This window comes from Ruegeria sp. BB10 (assembly GCF_056535725.1).
The window spans coordinates 3,622,626-3,638,481 of the sequence record NZ_JBQFIW010000001.1 but is presented as its reverse complement, the minus strand read 5'-3'; the positions used below and the strand labels follow the sequence as shown (position 1 = coordinate 3,638,481).

The window sequence follows — 15,856 nt, the reverse complement described above, 5'->3', positions numbered from 1 at the left end:
GCGTTTTGACATAACCCACCTTACTTGAACGTCAGATCAGGTGCGCCGCGCGTGACGTTTTGCGCGCGGCTTTTACCAGCTTGATCAACCCGCACGGCCAGCTTTTCGGCCGTCGGGAATCGTTCGAAATATGCAAAGTGGATGGCCTCAATCACGTCGATATTCTTGCACCTTATCAGGTATTCAGCTTGAAATTCGTTTGTGTCATCACCATCCGTCCGCGTGGTGTCTGTGTCTTGCCCCAAACCTATGGCCGAAAGTGTGACATTGGCCATCGCGGCAAAACACTCGGCCTCTTCGGGCACGACAAACAACTCCAGAGGCTTGGACAGGTCGGAAATGGCGACAGCAATAGAATCCCGCCCTTCATCGTTTTGTACAGGCTTCTCGGTACCAAGAATGCCGACGGCGGGGACTGCAAGCGACAAGGTGAACTCGGCCCCGGATACCACAATGTCCAGATCACCCGCGGCATGATCCTGCGCGACAGCGGTATGAGCCTGCGACACAAAAACCGCAGAGATCAGGATCAGGGCGAAAGCTGCGCTTTTCATAAACAGGCACCACTAAACAAAGAATCACCCGGATTATTCTAATATGTTTCAAATCCCGTGCAATCTTGGCCCCACGCATCGCGCCCCACCAATATTGGGGAGTATCGGGGTGACCAATATTATCCGACTATAAAACTCAGGTTGACATAGGTGACTAATTCACTCAGTTAATACATCATACGCACCGCATAACCGGCGTATGAAAACTTTTTTCTGACTGGAAAGTGTCACCCCCATGACCCGATTTTTCACCGCCACCAGCATCCTTACAATTGGTGCTGCCTCCGCAGCTTTTGCAGCTGACGCACCCTCGAAAGCCGAAGTTCTGAATACCTACGCAAACATCGCCGAAGCCAAATATGACGATAGCTTGATCGCTGCCAAAGCGCTGCAAGAGGCCGTAAACGCCCTGATCGCCGACCCATCCGATGCCACCCTGAACGCGGCCCGCGCCGCCTGGGTCGCCGCGCGCGTGCCCTATCAACAGACCGAGGTCTACCGCTTTGGAAACGCCATCGTTGATGACTGGGAAGGCAAAGTGAACGCCTGGCCGCTGGACGAAGGCCTGATCGATTATGTCGATGCCTCCTATGGCGGACCCACTGATGAAAACGAGTTTGCCGCGCTGAACGTGATTGCCAATCCAAGCTTTGAGTTGTCGGGCGAGGCCATCGACGCCAGCGAAATCACCCCCAAACTGCTGGGCGAAACCCTGCACGAGGCTGACGGGATCGAGGCAAACGTCGCCACCGGCTACCACGCCATCGAATTCCTGCTATGGGGTCAGGACCTGAACGGTCACGGCGCGGGCGCGGGCAATCGCCCGTATACCGATTATGTTCAAAGTGACGCCTGCACCGGCGGCAACTGTGATCGCCGCGCCCAATATCTGAGCGCCGCGACCGCCCTGCTGGTCAGCGATCTGGAATGGATGGCCGCACAATGGGCCGAAGGTGGTGAGGCGCGCGCTGCACTGAACGCGAATGAAACCGCTGGCGTCAGCGCGATCCTAACCGGCATGGGCTCGCTGTCCTATGGCGAGCAAGCAGGTGAACGTATGCGCCTTGGCTTGATGCTGAACGACCCCGAAGAAGAGCATGATTGCTTCTCGGACAACACCCACAACAGCCACTATTACGACGGCTTGGGCATTCAGAACGTGTATCTGGGCAGCTATACCCGCATCGACGGCACCCCGGTTTCGGGCGCTTCGCTATCGGACTTGGTGATCTCGTTCGATCCGTCGCTGGACGCCGAGATGAAGGTCAAGCTGGCCAACACCATGCAGGCCCTGGGCCGCCTGAAGTCGACCGCCGAGGCCGGTTTCGCCTATGACCAGATGCTGGAACGCGGCAATGAGGGCGGCGAGCAACTGATCATGGGCGGCGTCAACGGTCTGGTCGATCAGACCAAGACGATCGAGCGTATCGTGACCGCTCTGGAACTGGATCAGATCGAGTTTGAAGGCTCCGACAGCCTGGATAACCCGAACGCAGTTTTTCAGTAAGCTGTTCGCACGCAGGAGCGACCTTGTTCCGCCCCGTCGTATCCTCTTGGGAAACTAAACGCACCTGTTATCGTGCGGGACCTTAGGGTTCCGCACTTTTTCATGCCGAATAAGGTTGCCAATGAAGGATGCCCCCAGATGCCGAAGGTGTTCTGTGGAAGACCCAAAGGTTCGAGAAGGTTGCCTTATCCAGTTCAGCTTTTTAAAGATCACCCTGCAATGCGCTGGCGAAATCGGGTAACTCAGGCAATTACAGGCGAAATCAGAACAGATTCAGCGTTCAAAAACAATCGAATTGAAGAAAGTTCTAATGATCTCACATGATGACATACAAGCCGATTTGGACCTGAAGTTTCAGCACGCGCAAGCCGCCGGTTTCAATGATCCTGCCATCATGATCTATCAAATGGGCAAAGTTGGTTCCCAGAGCCTCAAATCAGCATTCCAGACTGCCTACCCCAATGTTGCGCATATGCACAAACATGAGCGCGCGAAAAAATTCATTACCGATCGTGCAGCGGTTAAACAGCCTGTCCTGCTTTTTGTGGCGTCCGTGAACCACTGTCACGATGCATGTCCGCCTGCTTTCAGAACATCTGCAATCCAATAAATGCATATTGGTATCTTGGCGACGAGAAATCGGTTTTGAATACCAACCTCGAAGACATCCGTGCCCACTTCGACGTGGTCGCACCAAAGCACGTGACGAACTTCATGGCGCCCTGGTTCGACAGCTTCCAGAAACCACGGGCTTCGCCTTAGACGACCTTGCACTTGTGGAAAATGGTTTCTGGTTCACAAGCACACCAGACATCAGTGTTTTCTTCTATAAACTGGAAGAAATGGCTGAATTTTACCGGGGCTGCAGAGCTTTTCTCAATTCCACGAGATTCCTTTCGGTGTCTCCAACACTGCAGAGGATAAAAGATCTTCGGTCTCTACCGCGCCCTGCAGCAGTCCTATTCAATCACACCACAAGAATATCAATCCAAATTTGGAGACATTTCGTGGCTATCTAAATTCTACGATGCGGACGAACTGGCGGCACTAACCGCGCGCTGGATCAAAGAGTGATCCCCAAAACCACGTGTCGGCAGAGACGCACCTAAAACCTTCAACTCAAGGTCATACGAAATTTCTAACTGGACGCCCCGAAATTAACTGACTATTTCTCTAGGAAATAGAATCGGCTGAATTCACTATGATCGTATGTCACTGCACAAATATAACTGACCATGATATCCGCGCCGCGATCGATTGGATGCGGACAGCAGATGCACACACGATCATCACCCCCGGCAAGGTCTACCACGCCCTTGGAAAATCAGCGGATTGTGGCGGCTGCATGCCGCTTTTTCTGGACACAATGCGATCGAACGATAATCTGGAAGTCCCCATGCAGCTCCGTGCCCTACGCACCAGAGCAACTCAGGAGAAAGCAGATGAAGGGCAACCCCAAGGTAATAGAATACCTCAACAAATCTCTGCGGCATGAGCTGACAGCCGTCAGCCAGTACTGGCTCCATTACCGCCTGCAGGAAGATTGGGGCCTTGGCCACATGGCCAAGAAAAGCCGTGAAGAATCCATCGAAGAGATGGGGCATGCCGACAAGCTAATCGAACGGATCATCTTTCTGGAAGGCCATCCCAACCTGCAGAAACTGGACCCGCTGAGAATTGGTCAGAACCCCAAGGAAACACTGGAATGCGACCTGGCAGCCGAGCAGGACGCGCGCGCGTTGTACGTAGAAGCGCGGGATTACTGTAGAGAAGCACAAGACTATGCCTCTATGTCGCTGTTCGAAGAATTGATCCGCGATGAAGAAAGTCATATCGACTTTTTGGAAACGCAGCTCGACCTGTACGAAAGGATTGGCGACGCCAATTATGCGCAACTCAACGCATCGAAAATGGACGAGGGCGAGTAGCCTTTTCATCCTGTCGGTGGTCGCCCTTGCGGCCACCCAAACCCCAGCCGCCGAGCTGCGGGACTATCACCTGAATTTCGAACCCAGAACCGAGGATGAGCGTGCGCGCATCGCCCGTGTCACCGCTGCGCCCACCGATTTCAGCACGCCCCAAAGGTTCGAGGACTTGCCCGCCGGTGCCGCCACCGTTCGCGCCCGTGCCGATGCTGACGCATTTTCGCAGCCCTCAGGCAACCTGAGCTTTGAGCAAGAGCTGGACTTTAAGGTTGGAAACGGACTGTTCAAGAAAATCTGGGTGTCTTCTCCGGCCTCAACTCTGGCCTCGGATGGGCTGGGGCCGCTGTACAACGCCCGGTCGTGCCAGCGCTGCCATATCAAGGACGGGCGCGGGCACACGCCCAACGGTCCGGATGACAATGCAATTTCGATGTTCCTGCGGATCTCGATCCCCGGTGGCGGCGGATATGACGAGATCGAGGATTACATCGCCACCCAGCCCGAACCAAATTACGGCAGCCAGATGCAGGATTTGGCCCTGCCCGGTCATCCGGCTGAATATCGCCTGGATATCACTTACAAAGACGTCCCGGTCACTTTGTCAGATGGCGAAACCGTCACTTTACGCAAACCAACCTACGCGGCGGCTGACCTTGGATACGGGCCGCTGCATCCAGAGGCGATGCTCAGTCCACGTGTGGCGCCGCAAATGATCGGCCTTGGATTGCTCGAAGCGATCCCGGTCGCGGATCTGCTGGCCAACGCTGATCCCGACGATGCCGATGGGGATGGGATTTCCGGGCGTCCCAATATCGTCTGGGCGATGGAATATAGCGCCCCGATGATGGGTCGGTTCGGGCACAAGGCCGGGATGCCCACGATCATGGAACAATCGGCGGCGGCCTTTGCCGGTGATATCGGCATATCAAGCCCACTTTACCCCGCCAGCCACGGCGATTGCACCGATGCTCAGATTGGTTGTGCGACCGCCCCGCACGGGGACGGTGACGTGCGCGAGTTCGAGATCGACCAGATCGGAATGGACCTTGTTGCCTTTTACAGCCGCAACCTGGGCGTTCCCGCCCGGCGGGACATGGACGACCCTCAGGTGCTGCACGGTAAGCAGGTGTTTTACGACACTGGCTGCGCGTCCTGCCACACGCCTGCCTTTGTCACCCATCGCATGTCAGACCGGCCCGAACAGAGTTTTCAGCTGATCTGGCCTTACTCCGACCTGTTGCTGCACGATATGGGCGAAGAACTGGCTGATAACCGCCCCGAGGGTCGCGCCACAGGGCGCGAATGGCGCACGCCACCGCTTTGGGGCGTTGGGCTGACTGAACAGGTTTCGGGCCACACCCAGTTCCTACATGATGGTCGCGCGCAATCCTTGCTGGAAGCCATCCTCTGGCATGGGGGTGAGGCGCAGGCAGCCCGCGATACGGTCGTGGCCATGCCCAAACCCGACCGCGATGCCCTGATCCATTTTCTGGAAAGCCTCTGACACATGCGTATCCTTGTTGCTGCTGTCGCATTGACGCTGCCCCTAACTGCGCTGGCGCAGGACCTTGAGCCGATCTTGTCGGATACGGTCAAAGGGCACATCCTTCCCGGCTTTGCCGCACTGGCTGAAACGACCGGGGTGTTGGCCCAAACAGCACAAACCGATTGCACCCAAACCTCGCCCGAATTGCGGGGCGCCTATCACGCGGCCTTTGACGACTGGATCTCGGTCAGCCATCTGCGCTTTGGCCCGTCCGAGGTGGACGACCGCGCCTTTGCGCTGGCCTTCTGGCCCGACACCAAAGGGTTCACCCCCAAAGCCCTGTCCAGCCTGATCGCGACCGAGGATGCGGCTGTGGAAAGCCCCGAAGGTTTTGCCGAGGCATCCGTCGCCGGACGTGGCTTTTTTGCGTTAGAGCAGATGCTTTATGAGCCCAATTTTGCCGATCAGGGCAGCGCCACATATCGCTGCGCGTTGATACAGGCCATCACCACCGATATCGTCAGCAATGCCCGCGCGATAAACGCAGATTGGGGCGGCTATGCAACTGCCCTAACCCAACCAGGCGACGACAGCCCCTATCGGTCCGACGATGAGGCCATGCAAGAGCTTTACAAGGCGTTGGTGACCGGACTTGAATTCACTGGCGACACCCGCCTTGGTCGTCCGATGGGCACCTTCGACCGCCCGCGCCCCAACCGGGCCGAGGCACGCCGTTCGGAACGCGCGCTTCGTCATGTGGAACTGTCCCTGATCGCCCTGCGCGATCTGGCCGCGCACCTGTCAACGGACCACCCCAAGATTGCCGCCGATCTGGACAGCGCCTTTGACAAGGCCATCATCCGCGCGCAATCGCTGGACGACCCGGTGCTGGCCGGGGTCGCCACTCCGCAGGGCCGCCTTAGGGTCGAGGCGTTGCAGCAAGCCATCAACGATATCCGTGCGATTGCCTCGGCCGAGCTGGGTCCGACTCTAGGCATCAGCGCCGGGTTCAATTCACTGGACGGGGACTGACCTGTTGCCCAGCCGTCGTCATTTTCTGGCCGGTCTGGCCGCGACCAGCCTTTCGCCGTTACACGGCTGGGCCGCAGTTGGTTCGCCCGACTATCTCGCCGCTGCCCTGTTCCCGGATGGCAGCTATCGACTAGCTGGGCTGGATACGGGTGGAAACATCCTGTTTTCCATACCTCTACCTGCGCGCGGCCACGCGGCGGCAGCCCATCCGCACCGCGCACAGGCCGTGGCTTTTGCCCGTCGTCCCGGTACCTTTGCGGTGGTCATCGATTGCGCCACAGGCACCGAAGTCACCCGACTTAACGCCCCACACGGTCGCCATTTCTATGGCCATGGCGTCCTTTCCCTCGACGGCACTCGTCTGTTCACAACTGAAAACGAATATGATTCCGGAGACGGCGTGATCGGCGTCTGGAACACAGACAGCTACACCCGCATAGGCGAGTTCACTTCGGGCGGGATCGGTCCGCATGACATGCGATTGATGCCCGATGGTCAGACGCTGGTCATCGCCAATGGCGGCATCGAAACCCACCCCGAGACAGGGCGCACCAAGCTGAACCTGCCAACCATGCAGCCGCAGCTGACCTATCTGGATTTGTCCGGCACGGTTTTGGAACAGGTGGAACTGCCACGCGCACTACATAAGAATTCGATCCGCCATTTGGCTGTACGGCACGACGGTTTGGTGGCATTTGCGATGCAGTGGCAGGGGGACAAGGTGCATCACCCCCCTCTTCTGGGCCTACATCGTCGGGGCGAAGCACCACGTTTGCTTTCAGCGCCTGATGCCGCGCAAAGCACGTTGCAAGGCTACGCGGGCAGTGTAGCCTTTGCCGGGGATGAAACCACGGTTGCCATCACCTGCCCACGCGGCAACGCCTTGCACCGGTTCGACGTCGCGAATGGCCAACTGAACGGGGATTTCCCGTTGGAAGACGTCTGTGGCCTAGGCCCCGGCCCCAAAGGGTTCGTTTTTACCACCGGCACTGGGATAGTCGGAGAGCTGACATTCACCCCCCGCATTTCAGCCCGTCCGGACTGTCATTGGGACAATCACCTGATCCCAATTCGCAAGCCTGCATAAACTCGGCAAATCCCCCCACATAGATTACACTTGGAAGAATCAAAATGCTGCCGTATTGGCGGGCGCTAAACCGGCACTTTAACCGCAAGGACTGACCTGATTGAAACAGACGCCCGACGCACCGCATTCCATCTACGGGGTAGAGAAATGGGGCAAAGGCCTCATTGAGGTGACGGAGCAGGGCGAGATCGGTCTGCGCAATCCCCTAGTGCCCGAGGCGGCGGCAATCAGCCTGCCAGGTATCCTGCATGATCTGGACGAACGCGGTATTAAGGCACCGATGTTGCTGCGCATCAGTTCGTATCTGGAAAACGAGATCGCGCATATCAACGAAAGCTTTCGCGATGCGATTGCACGTGTCGGCTACAAAGGCAGCTATCGCGGCGTATTCCCGATCAAAGTGAACCAGCAGGCCCAGGTGGTCGACCGGATCGTCGAGTTCGGTAAAAAGTACAACTATGGGCTCGAGGCTGGCTCCAAGCCCGAACTGGTTGTCGCACTGGCGCACCGTCTGGCCCGCGAGGCGCTGATTGTCTGCAATGGCGTCAAGGATGCCGAGTTCATCCAACTGGCCATTCTCAGTCGTAAGATCGGCTTCAACACGGTCATCGTTCTGGAAAGCCCGAAGGAGGCGGACACGGTGATCGAGGTCTATAACGAACTGGGCATCGAACCCCTGATTGGTGTGCGGGTCAAACTGACCAATCAGATCAGCGGCAAGTGGGAAGAAAGCTCGGGCGACCGGTCTGCCTTTGGCATGAACACTGACCAACTGGTCGCGACTGTGGACAAGCTGAAAGCGGCGGGTCTGCTGCATTGTTTGAAGCTGCAGCATTCACACCTGGGCTCTCAGGTGCAGGACGTCAACGACGTGCGCCGCGCCGTTGGCGAGGCCTGCCGTTACTACACCGAATTGACGCGCGAGGGCGTGCCGCTGACCCATCTAGACCTCGGCGGCGGCATGGGTGTGGATTATACCGGTGAGAAAAAGGCTGCAGAGAACTCGATCAACTACACGGTCGAAGAATACTGCGCCAACGTGGTTGAAACCGTGGCCTACGCGATGGACGAGGCCGAGGTCGAACATCCAACGCTGGTGACCGAGAGCGGGCGCGCCGTGGTGGCGACGTCGTCGATGCTGGTGTTCAATGTGCTGGAAAGCACCTTGTATGACGCACCGAACGGCCCCGAGGTCGAAGCAGACGATCACCATCTGGTCTCAGACCTTGCCGCGATCAACGGGTACCTCAGTACCGAGCGTTTGCAAGAATGCTGGAACGACGCAAATTTTTACCGCAACGAGCTGCGCGCGTTGTTCCGCCGCGGCTATGTCGACCTGCGTCAGATGGCCCGCGCCGAACGCATCTATTTATCGCTGATGGCCCGCCTCAAGGCGCTGGCAGCAAGCGATGATTTGGAAACGGATGTGGACGACCAACTGGAAAAAGTGGCCGATATCTACCACTGCAACTTCTCGCTGTTCCAGTCGCTGCCCGATGTCTGGGCCATTGACCAGCTGCACCCGATCGTCCCGCTGCAGGGGCTGAACAAGACACCCGACCGCCGCGCGGTCCTGTCCGACATCACCTGCGACAGCGACGGTAAGATCGACCAGTTCATTTTGGCCGACGGTGTCTCACCCAGCCTGCCGGTGCATTCCCTGCCCGAAGATCAGGAATACCTGATGGGCGTATTCTTTGTTGGTGCCTATCAGGAAACACTGGGCGATCTGCACAACCTGTTCGGGGACACCAATGTCGTAACCATCGACCTGCGAGCAAACGGTGGCTTTGATCTGCTGCACGAACAAGAGGGCGACACCATTAGCCAGGTCCTTTCCTATGTCGAGTTCGACCCCAATGATTGCGTCGCCACCTTCCGCAAAATGGTGGACGAGGCGATCTCGACCGGTACTCTGATGGCCAAGGACCGCAAAACCCTGATGAGCGCCTATCGCGACTCGATCAACGGCTACACCTATTACGAATAACCCCAGAGAGGAGATTACCCCCATGGGAACTTTGAGTGGCAAAACACTGGTTGTCGGCGCGGGCGGCGTATCCCACGCTGCCGTGCATAAGATGGCGATGAATTCGGATATCTTCACCGAAATCACTCTGGCCAGCCGGACCAAATCGAAATGCGACGCCATCGCCAAAGCGGTGAAAGAGCGTGTGGGCGTTGATATCGCCACGGCGGAACTGGATGCCTACAAGGTTGAAGACACGGTCAAATTGATCAAGGAAACAGGGGCTGAGATTCTGGTGAACCTCGCCCTGCCCTATCAGGATCTGGTGCTGATGGATGCCTGCCTTGAAGCTGGCATTCACTACCTCGACACAGCGAACTATGAGCCCGAGGATGAGGCCAAGTTCGAATACCACTGGCAATGGGCCTATCAGGAGCGGTTCAAAGAGGCTGGGCTGACCGCCATTCTTGGATCGGGCTTCGATCCGGGCGTGACCAGCGTCTTTGCCAAATGGCTTAAGAAACACAAGCTGGACACCATCCGCCAGATCGATGTTCTGGATGCCAATGGCGGCTCGAACGATCAAGAGTTCGCCACCAACTTCAACCCCGAGATCAACCTGCGTGAGGTTCTGGCCGAGGTCCGCCATTGGGAAAACGGCGAATGGCACCATAGCCCGGCGCTGACCAACAAGGTTGAATACGACTTTCCTGCCATCGGGCCGAAAAACATGTACCAGATGTACCATGAGGAACTGGAATCGCTCTCGACCCACTTCCCCGAGATCGAGCGCGCCCGCTTCTGGATGACGTTTGGCGACGCCTATATCAAACACGCGACCGTACTGCAGAACGTCGGCATGACACGCATCGATCCGGTCATGCATGACGGCAAGGAAATCATCCCGATCCAATTCCTGAAAACCCTGCTGCCCGATCCCGGCGATCTGGGTGCCGAAACCAAAGGTAAGGCCTGCATCGGCGACATCGCTACCGGTCAGGCCAAGGACGGCTCGGGTGAGAAGACCTATTACATCTACAACATCTGCGATCACGAGGAATGCTATGCTGAGGTCGGCAGCCAGGCCGTCAGCTACACCACCGGCGTCCCCGCCATGATCGGCGCGGCGCAGGTGATCAAAGGCAACTGGTCCGAGCCCGGCGTGTGGAACATGGAACAGCTTGACCCCGACAACTTCATGGACATGCTGAATGAGCATGGCCTGCCTTGGCAAGTCCACGAACTCGACGGCCCGGTCGAGTTCTAAGTCCACTCATTTCATCTTTTGCCAAATACTCCGGGGGTCCGGGGGCAGAGCCCCCGGCCTCTCCACCACAAGGAAACGCCGGACATGTCCGACATGATGACCACACAGGCTGGCGACGCCGGAGCCTTCCGCAATTTCGACCTGAACCGTGTGCCAACCCCCTGCTTTGTGGTCGATGAAAAAGCGGTCGAGCGAAACCTGACCATCCTCTCCGATATCGGCGCCCTGTCCGGCGCGCATGTCCTTTCGGCGCTCAAAGCGTTTTCCATGTTTTCGTTGGCCCCACTGATGCGCCAGCACCTCGGTGGCACCTGCGCCAGCGGCATTTACGAGGCCCGGTTAGGCCGCGAAGAATATGGCGGCGAAGTCGCCACTTTCTGCGCCGGGTACAAAGATGCCGACATGGACGAAATCCTGTCGCTGTCCGACCACATCATCTTTAACAGCTCGGCACAAAAGGACCGGTTTTTGGCCAAAGCACAGGCCGCAAACGTGCAGGTTGGGTTGCGCATCAACCCCGAGCATTCCGAAGGCGAGATTGCCAAATACGACCCCTGCGCGCCCTGTTCACGTCTGGGTACCCCGATTAGCCAGTTGACCACCGAGGCCATGAACGGTGTCGATGGCCTACATATGCACACACTCTGCGAACAGGGGTTCGATCCCTTGCAGCGGACATGGGCCGCCATAGAGCCAAAAATTGCGCCCTATATCAATCAACTCAAATGGCTGAACTTTGGTGGTGGCCACCACATAACGCGCGACGACTATGACCGTGAGGGTCTGGTGGGCTTCATCAAGAGCACCCGCGAAACCTATGGCATCAACGTTTACCTCGAACCCGGCGAGGCTGTCGCGCTGGATGCAGGTATTCTGGTCGGCGAAATCCTCGACCTGCCCACCAACGGAATGAACCTTGCCATCACCGATATCTCGGCCACCTGTCACATGCCTGACGTGATCGAAGCCCCTTATCGCCCCGCGTTGATGGACGAGGCCGTGGCAGGTCACACCTATCGTCTGGGCGGCCCGTCCTGTTTGGCCGGTGACGTGATCGGAGACTACACATGGGACAAACCGCTGGAGATCGGTCAGCGTTTTGCCTTCCTTGATCAGGCGCATTACTCAATGGTGAAAACCAACACGTTCAACGGCGTACCCCTGCCCACCATCGCCCTGTGGAACAGCGAAACGGACGAGTTGAAGATCATCAAACAGTTCGGCTATGACGACTTTAAGGACCGCCTCTCATGAGCATTTTTCTCGACAGTGAACTGACCGCATCTGAGCGCTCCGAAGATGCCCGGTTCCGCGTGATCCCGGTACCGCTGGAGCGCACGGTATCTTACGGTTCGGGAACGGCCAAAGGCCCCGAGGCCATCATCGAGGCCAGCAATGAGCTGGAACGTACCACCGGCCACGCCGAGCCCTGCGTCGAGGGGATTTTCACCGAAGAGCCCGTAGATTGCGATGCGTCCCTGTCCGAGATCATGGAGCGCCTTGCCCAGCGCACCGAGGCCGCCATTCGCGCGGGCAAGGTGCCGGTCACTTTGGGGGGCGAACATTCGCTGAGTTACGGCGCTGTGATGGGTGTGGCTCGCGCCTTGGGTCAACCCATAGGCATTGTCCAGATCGATGCCCATGCCGACCTGCGCAATGCCTATCAGGGGGAAAGACACTCCCACGCATCGGTCATGCATCTGCTCGCTGAAGAAGGTATCCGATTGGCGCAGTTTGGCGTGCGCGCCTTTTCGACCGAAGAAGCGCAAAGCCGCCTGAAAAATCACGTTTTCCACGTGGATGCTGAGGAGTTGGTCACCGGCAATACCCACACCGTCGACCTGCCCGAGGATTTCCCCGAGCTGGTCTATGTCAGTTTTGACGTGGACGGGCTGGATCCCGCCATCATGCCCGCCACCGGGACACCGGTGCCCGGTGGGCTGGGCTACTATCAAGCGCTGCGGTTGGTCGAACATACCCTGAAAGGCCGCAAATGCGTGGGCTTTGACGTGGTCGAACTGGCCCCCAACGGCAATACCGCCTGGGACTTTACCGCCGCGCAGATCGTCTATCGCCTGATGGCTGCCTGTTAACCCTCAGACGTTTCGTTCAACTCCATGTGCCCCTCGCCCTTGTTCAGGACACGGCGCAACATGGGTTCGAAGAACTCCAGCGGTTTGGTCGGGTAATCCGGGTCGAACGCCTTTTGGTCGTATTCATGGCAGAAATAGCGGCAGTCCTCCCAATAAGGGCTGTCGCGATACTTGTCGCGGGCGTTGCGGTCGCCGCCTAGATGATGGTTGTAGTAGTACCCCTGAAACACACAGTGATGTTTGAGAATCCAATAAGTTTTCTCACTGACATAGGGCTTCATCATCGCCGCTGACAGCTCACCATGGTTATAGGGTGACAGAATATCGCCGGTGTCGTGGATCAGTGCTGCGACCACGATTTCCTCGTCCGCGCCGTCTTCAAAAGCGCGCGTCGCGGCCTGCAGGCTGTGCTGATAGCGGTTCACGGGATAGGGCGTCCAGTCTTCGTCCAGCGACCGGATCGCGTCCAGAATCCGGTCAGGCAAAGCGGCATTGTATGCCTCTTCATACTCCATGACGGCGTCCCAGTCGGCCTTGGTGGCCTCTTCGAAACTGGTCCACTTGGGTTTGTGGCTTTTGTCCAGCATGGCGCGGTCCTTTGGCTGATCTGTTGGAATCAGAGTAACGCATCCCTCCCACTCAAAAAAATGAATTGATTTTATCAATCCGATGAAAAAATAGTATCACCATGCAATTCAAAGCAATCGAGACCTTTCTATGCGTGGCCGAGACCGGGGGCTTCCATGCCGCCGCACGCAAATTGAACGTGACACAAACCGCTGTCAGCGCCCGTATCCGGCTGATCGAAGAAGAAACCGGCAAGGCGTTGTTCACCCGCGGTGCAGGCGGCACCAGCCTGACTGAATTCGGGCAACAGTTCCGACCATATGCCGAACAGATGCTGTCGCTTTGGTCCTTTGCGGCACGCGAACTGCCAGCCCAAACGCAGAACCGGATCGCGCTGCGTCTTGGTGCGCAACTGAGCATCTGGGACCCGCTGCTTGTCGATCTGGCCGTTCAGTTCGAACAGCGCCTCGGGCAACTTTTGCTGACGTTGAACTATGACCACGATCTGAGCATGGTCGACGCGGTCGCCACCCATGTTCTGGACGCCGCATTAACCCACGAAACACCCAACGATCCGCGCGTGCAATCGCACGAGTTAAACCCCGAACGCCTGTTGCTTGTCAAAACTCCGGAAACGGACAATCCAGTTTTCGTCAATCTGGAACTGGGCGAGGTCTATCAGGACCACGTCCGTTCGGCTGCGCGGCAGGCCACGGGGCAAACGGTGTTTCTGGGCAATTGCCTGATGGCCCTGCGCTATGTCCTGCGGCGGGGCGGAACCGGGTATTTCCCGGAATACGTCATCCGAGATCATCTGTCCGCGGGTCAACTGACCCTCGTGGCCGGGGCCATTGACCTGCTGCTGCCGCTGCATCTGGTGACCCGCCGTGACAGCACAACCAGCGACGATGTCCTGACCTGCCTGACCGAGCTGCGCGCAGCCTAGGCCTGAGAGATCGCGCTCGAGGCATCTCTGTGGCGCCTGCGCAGCAACGGCCGCCCGGCAACCAACAAGAACAGACAGGCGACCGCGATGCCGATGACCGCCGGCAGATACAACAGTATCCACAACTTCGGTTCTTCGATTACAACGGGTGAAACAAAGCCCCGCACGCCTTCCAGCACGACCAGAATCGAAAACGCCCCCAGGATCTGCGGCCACAGACCAAATCGCGAAAAGCTACCCAACATCAACGTGGCATACCCGGCCATTGCCACGGCGATACAAATGGCAATCCACGAAAACCGCTGATGCAATTCGTCGACCAATTCTCCGATGGGAAAGCCTTCGGCGACGCTGATGGCGGCGTGGTCTCGCAAAAGTTCAATGGTGGGGATGGCTTCGAGACTGCGCTCGGCCATGACATTCGAATTCGTCAGTGCGGAAATGTCATATGAGGCGTCCTCGAACAGCGTCGAGGACAAGGTTCTGCCCTCCTGATTCAAACGCAACGCGATCCCGTCCAACATCACCAAGTGGATCCCAGATTCATTGTTGACCAAATAGGCCGTTTTTGAGGAATAGCTGACCGGGTTCAGCGCATCTCGCCGATCTGATACGAAAACCTCGGACAGCGTGCCGTCCAGGTCAATCTTGCCGATATAGACAGTAACGCCAAAGGCGGGATGCAGGAATTCGCCTTCATTCAGCAATTGCGCGGTGACGTCCCCTGCTACTTCGGCTTGGCGCTGTTCAAGCTGCTCAACAGATGCGGGGCGCAAAAAGACGCTGATGACTGCCATCATCAGCCCGGCCACCAACCCAAACAGGAATACCGCACGGGCCAGCCGCCATGGGCTGGAACCAGTGGCCAGCATCACCGTCATCTCGCTTTCGCGGCTCAGCCGGTTGGTGGCATAAACAGCGGCGGCAAACACCGCCATCGGCATCACCGTGCGGATCAGCGTTGGCAATGTCAGCGCCGAGAATTCCAGAAACACCATGGCCGATTGGCCACCGCTGATGACCCGGTCAAACAGGCTAACCGATCGGGTGATCCAGAACACACCGACCAGAACCAAGGTGAAAAAGCCGAACAGAATCAGCAATTGCCGCAGGAAATATCCATCAAAGCGCGACATGGGTCCTCTTACGTGTGTTCGTGGTGGTCGGACATTATGTCATTCCGTCGCTGTAGGAAACCGGGATTGGCCAATTGTCACCACTACGAAAAGCGCGGCAATGGCCTGGCTTGCTGAACCTGAGACTGTGGCGTGGCCGATTCACGCGGACTATGCCTCTGGAAACTCTTATATTCGGATCAAGGTGTGTCCTCCTTACCCGCCCATCCCGCTGTATCTCGGCGCTGTGTATCTACCTCTTCGAATTCCTGCTAAACATAAACAAAACAAAAAAAACATCCTAGAGC

15 protein-coding genes are annotated in these 15,856 nt (G+C 57.5%); 12 read left to right on the top strand and 3 right to left on the bottom strand.

Going from position 1 to position 15,856, the window contains the following annotated elements; translation table 11 throughout:
* Window positions 1-20 precede the first annotated feature (20 nt).
* Entirely contained in the window at window positions 21-554 is a 534-nt protein-coding gene (locus ACR3EP_RS18570) for a ZrgA family zinc uptake protein (protein ID WP_480638929.1), read from the bottom strand.
* 235 nt (window positions 555-789) lie between these two features.
* Here ACR3EP_RS18570 and ACR3EP_RS18565 point away from each other — a divergent pair, with 235 nt between their 5' ends.
* The 11 genes from ACR3EP_RS18565 to speB all read left to right on the top strand — a co-directional run bounded on the left by ACR3EP_RS18565 (window position 790) and on the right by speB (window position 12,920).
* On the top strand, window positions 790-2,061 hold the full coding sequence (locus tag ACR3EP_RS18565) for an imelysin family protein (RefSeq protein WP_480638928.1): 1,272 nt from the start codon (window positions 790-792) through the stop codon (window positions 2,059-2,061).
* A gap of 310 nt (window positions 2,062-2,371) precedes the next feature.
* Window positions 2,372-2,671 (top strand): hypothetical protein, encoded by a 300-nt coding sequence (locus ACR3EP_RS18560; protein ID WP_480638927.1) that lies wholly within the window; start codon window positions 2,372-2,374, stop codon window positions 2,669-2,671.
* Window positions 2,672-3,262: 591 nt separating this feature from the next.
* Window positions 3,263-3,556 carry a (2Fe-2S)-binding protein gene (locus ACR3EP_RS18555; protein ID WP_170350875.1) on the top strand — a complete coding sequence of 98 codons (294 nt, stop codon included), beginning with the start codon at window positions 3,263-3,265 and terminating at the stop codon, window positions 3,554-3,556.
* The gene (gene bfr / locus ACR3EP_RS18550) at window positions 3,504-3,989 is read left to right on the top strand and encodes a bacterioferritin (protein WP_170350874.1); all 486 of its coding nucleotides are present in this window, start codon (window positions 3,504-3,506) and stop codon (window positions 3,987-3,989) included. Before ACR3EP_RS18555 ends, bfr begins: the two co-directional genes overlap by 53 nt.
* A complete protein-coding gene (locus ACR3EP_RS18545; RefSeq protein ID WP_480638926.1) occupies window positions 3,949-5,490 on the top strand; it encodes a di-heme oxidoreductase family protein in 1,542 nt (513 codons plus the stop codon). The genes bfr and ACR3EP_RS18545 overlap by 41 nt, the downstream gene beginning before the upstream one ends.
* A 3-nt stretch (window positions 5,491-5,493) precedes the next feature.
* Window positions 5,494-6,504, top strand: coding sequence for an imelysin family protein (locus tag ACR3EP_RS18540; protein ID WP_480638925.1), 1,011 nt, complete (start codon window positions 5,494-5,496; stop codon window positions 6,502-6,504).
* A 4-nt stretch (window positions 6,505-6,508) separates the two neighbouring features.
* Complete coding sequence (locus tag ACR3EP_RS18535) at window positions 6,509-7,591, top strand: DUF1513 domain-containing protein (RefSeq protein WP_480638924.1); 1,083 nt, start codon at window positions 6,509-6,511, stop codon at window positions 7,589-7,591.
* A 100-nt stretch (window positions 7,592-7,691) separates the two neighbouring features.
* The gene (gene speA / locus ACR3EP_RS18530) at window positions 7,692-9,581 is read left to right on the top strand and encodes a biosynthetic arginine decarboxylase (RefSeq protein WP_480638923.1); all 1,890 of its coding nucleotides are present in this window, start codon (window positions 7,692-7,694) and stop codon (window positions 9,579-9,581) included.
* Between the two features lie 22 nt (window positions 9,582-9,603).
* Window positions 9,604-10,827, top strand: a complete 1,224-nt coding sequence (locus ACR3EP_RS18525) for a saccharopine dehydrogenase family protein (protein ID WP_480638922.1) — start codon at window positions 9,604-9,606, stop codon at window positions 10,825-10,827.
* An 84-nt stretch (window positions 10,828-10,911) separates the two neighbouring features.
* Window positions 10,912-12,081, top strand: a complete 1,170-nt coding sequence (nspC, locus tag ACR3EP_RS18520) for a carboxynorspermidine decarboxylase (protein WP_480638921.1) — start codon at window positions 10,912-10,914, stop codon at window positions 12,079-12,081.
* A complete protein-coding gene (gene speB, locus ACR3EP_RS18515) occupies window positions 12,078-12,920 on the top strand; it encodes an agmatinase (RefSeq protein WP_480638920.1) in 843 nt (280 codons plus the stop codon). Before nspC ends, speB begins: the two co-directional genes overlap by 4 nt.
* Here the strand turns inward: speB and ACR3EP_RS18510 are convergent.
* The gene (locus ACR3EP_RS18510; protein ID WP_480638919.1) at window positions 12,917-13,507 is read right to left on the bottom strand and encodes an HD domain-containing protein; all 591 of its coding nucleotides are present in this window, start codon (window positions 13,505-13,507) and stop codon (window positions 12,917-12,919) included. The genes speB and ACR3EP_RS18510 overlap by 4 nt on opposite strands.
* 101 nt (window positions 13,508-13,608) lie before the next feature.
* On the opposite strand from ACR3EP_RS18510, the gene ACR3EP_RS18505 reads away from it, so the two are divergent.
* Window positions 13,609-14,433 (top strand): LysR family transcriptional regulator, encoded by an 825-nt coding sequence (locus ACR3EP_RS18505; RefSeq protein WP_480638918.1) that lies wholly within the window; start codon window positions 13,609-13,611, stop codon window positions 14,431-14,433.
* Here the strand turns inward: ACR3EP_RS18505 and lptF are convergent.
* Window positions 14,430-15,569: an LPS export ABC transporter permease LptF gene (gene lptF, locus ACR3EP_RS18500; RefSeq protein WP_480638917.1), complete on the bottom strand. Its 1,140-nt coding sequence runs from the start codon at window positions 15,567-15,569 to the stop codon at window positions 14,430-14,432. The two genes, ACR3EP_RS18505 and lptF, sit on opposite strands and share 4 nt — an antisense overlap.
* Window positions 15,570-15,856 lie beyond the last annotated feature (287 nt).

Coding starts and splice junctions, on each gene's coding strand:
- ACR3EP_RS18570 (WP_480638929.1), bottom strand. CDS start 554: ATGAAAAGCGCAGCTTTCGCCCTGATCCTGATCTCTGCGGTTTTTGTG.
- ACR3EP_RS18565 (WP_480638928.1), top strand. CDS start 790: ATGACCCGATTTTTCACCGCCACCAGCATCCTTACAATTGGTGCTGCC.
- ACR3EP_RS18560 (WP_480638927.1), top strand. CDS start 2,372: ATGATCTCACATGATGACATACAAGCCGATTTGGACCTGAAGTTTCAG.
- ACR3EP_RS18555 (WP_170350875.1), top strand. CDS start 3,263: ATGATCGTATGTCACTGCACAAATATAACTGACCATGATATCCGCGCC.
- bfr (WP_170350874.1), top strand. CDS start 3,504: ATGAAGGGCAACCCCAAGGTAATAGAATACCTCAACAAATCTCTGCGG.
- ACR3EP_RS18545 (WP_480638926.1), top strand. CDS start 3,949: ATGCGCAACTCAACGCATCGAAAATGGACGAGGGCGAGTAGCCTTTTC.
- ACR3EP_RS18540 (WP_480638925.1), top strand. CDS start 5,494: ATGCGTATCCTTGTTGCTGCTGTCGCATTGACGCTGCCCCTAACTGCG.
- ACR3EP_RS18525 (WP_480638922.1), top strand. CDS start 9,604: ATGGGAACTTTGAGTGGCAAAACACTGGTTGTCGGCGCGGGCGGCGTA.
- nspC (WP_480638921.1), top strand. CDS start 10,912: ATGTCCGACATGATGACCACACAGGCTGGCGACGCCGGAGCCTTCCGC.
- speB (WP_480638920.1), top strand. CDS start 12,078: ATGAGCATTTTTCTCGACAGTGAACTGACCGCATCTGAGCGCTCCGAA.
- ACR3EP_RS18510 (WP_480638919.1), bottom strand. CDS start 13,507: ATGCTGGACAAAAGCCACAAACCCAAGTGGACCAGTTTCGAAGAGGCC.
- ACR3EP_RS18505 (WP_480638918.1), top strand. CDS start 13,609: ATGCAATTCAAAGCAATCGAGACCTTTCTATGCGTGGCCGAGACCGGG.
- lptF (WP_480638917.1), bottom strand. CDS start 15,569: ATGTCGCGCTTTGATGGATATTTCCTGCGGCAATTGCTGATTCTGTTC.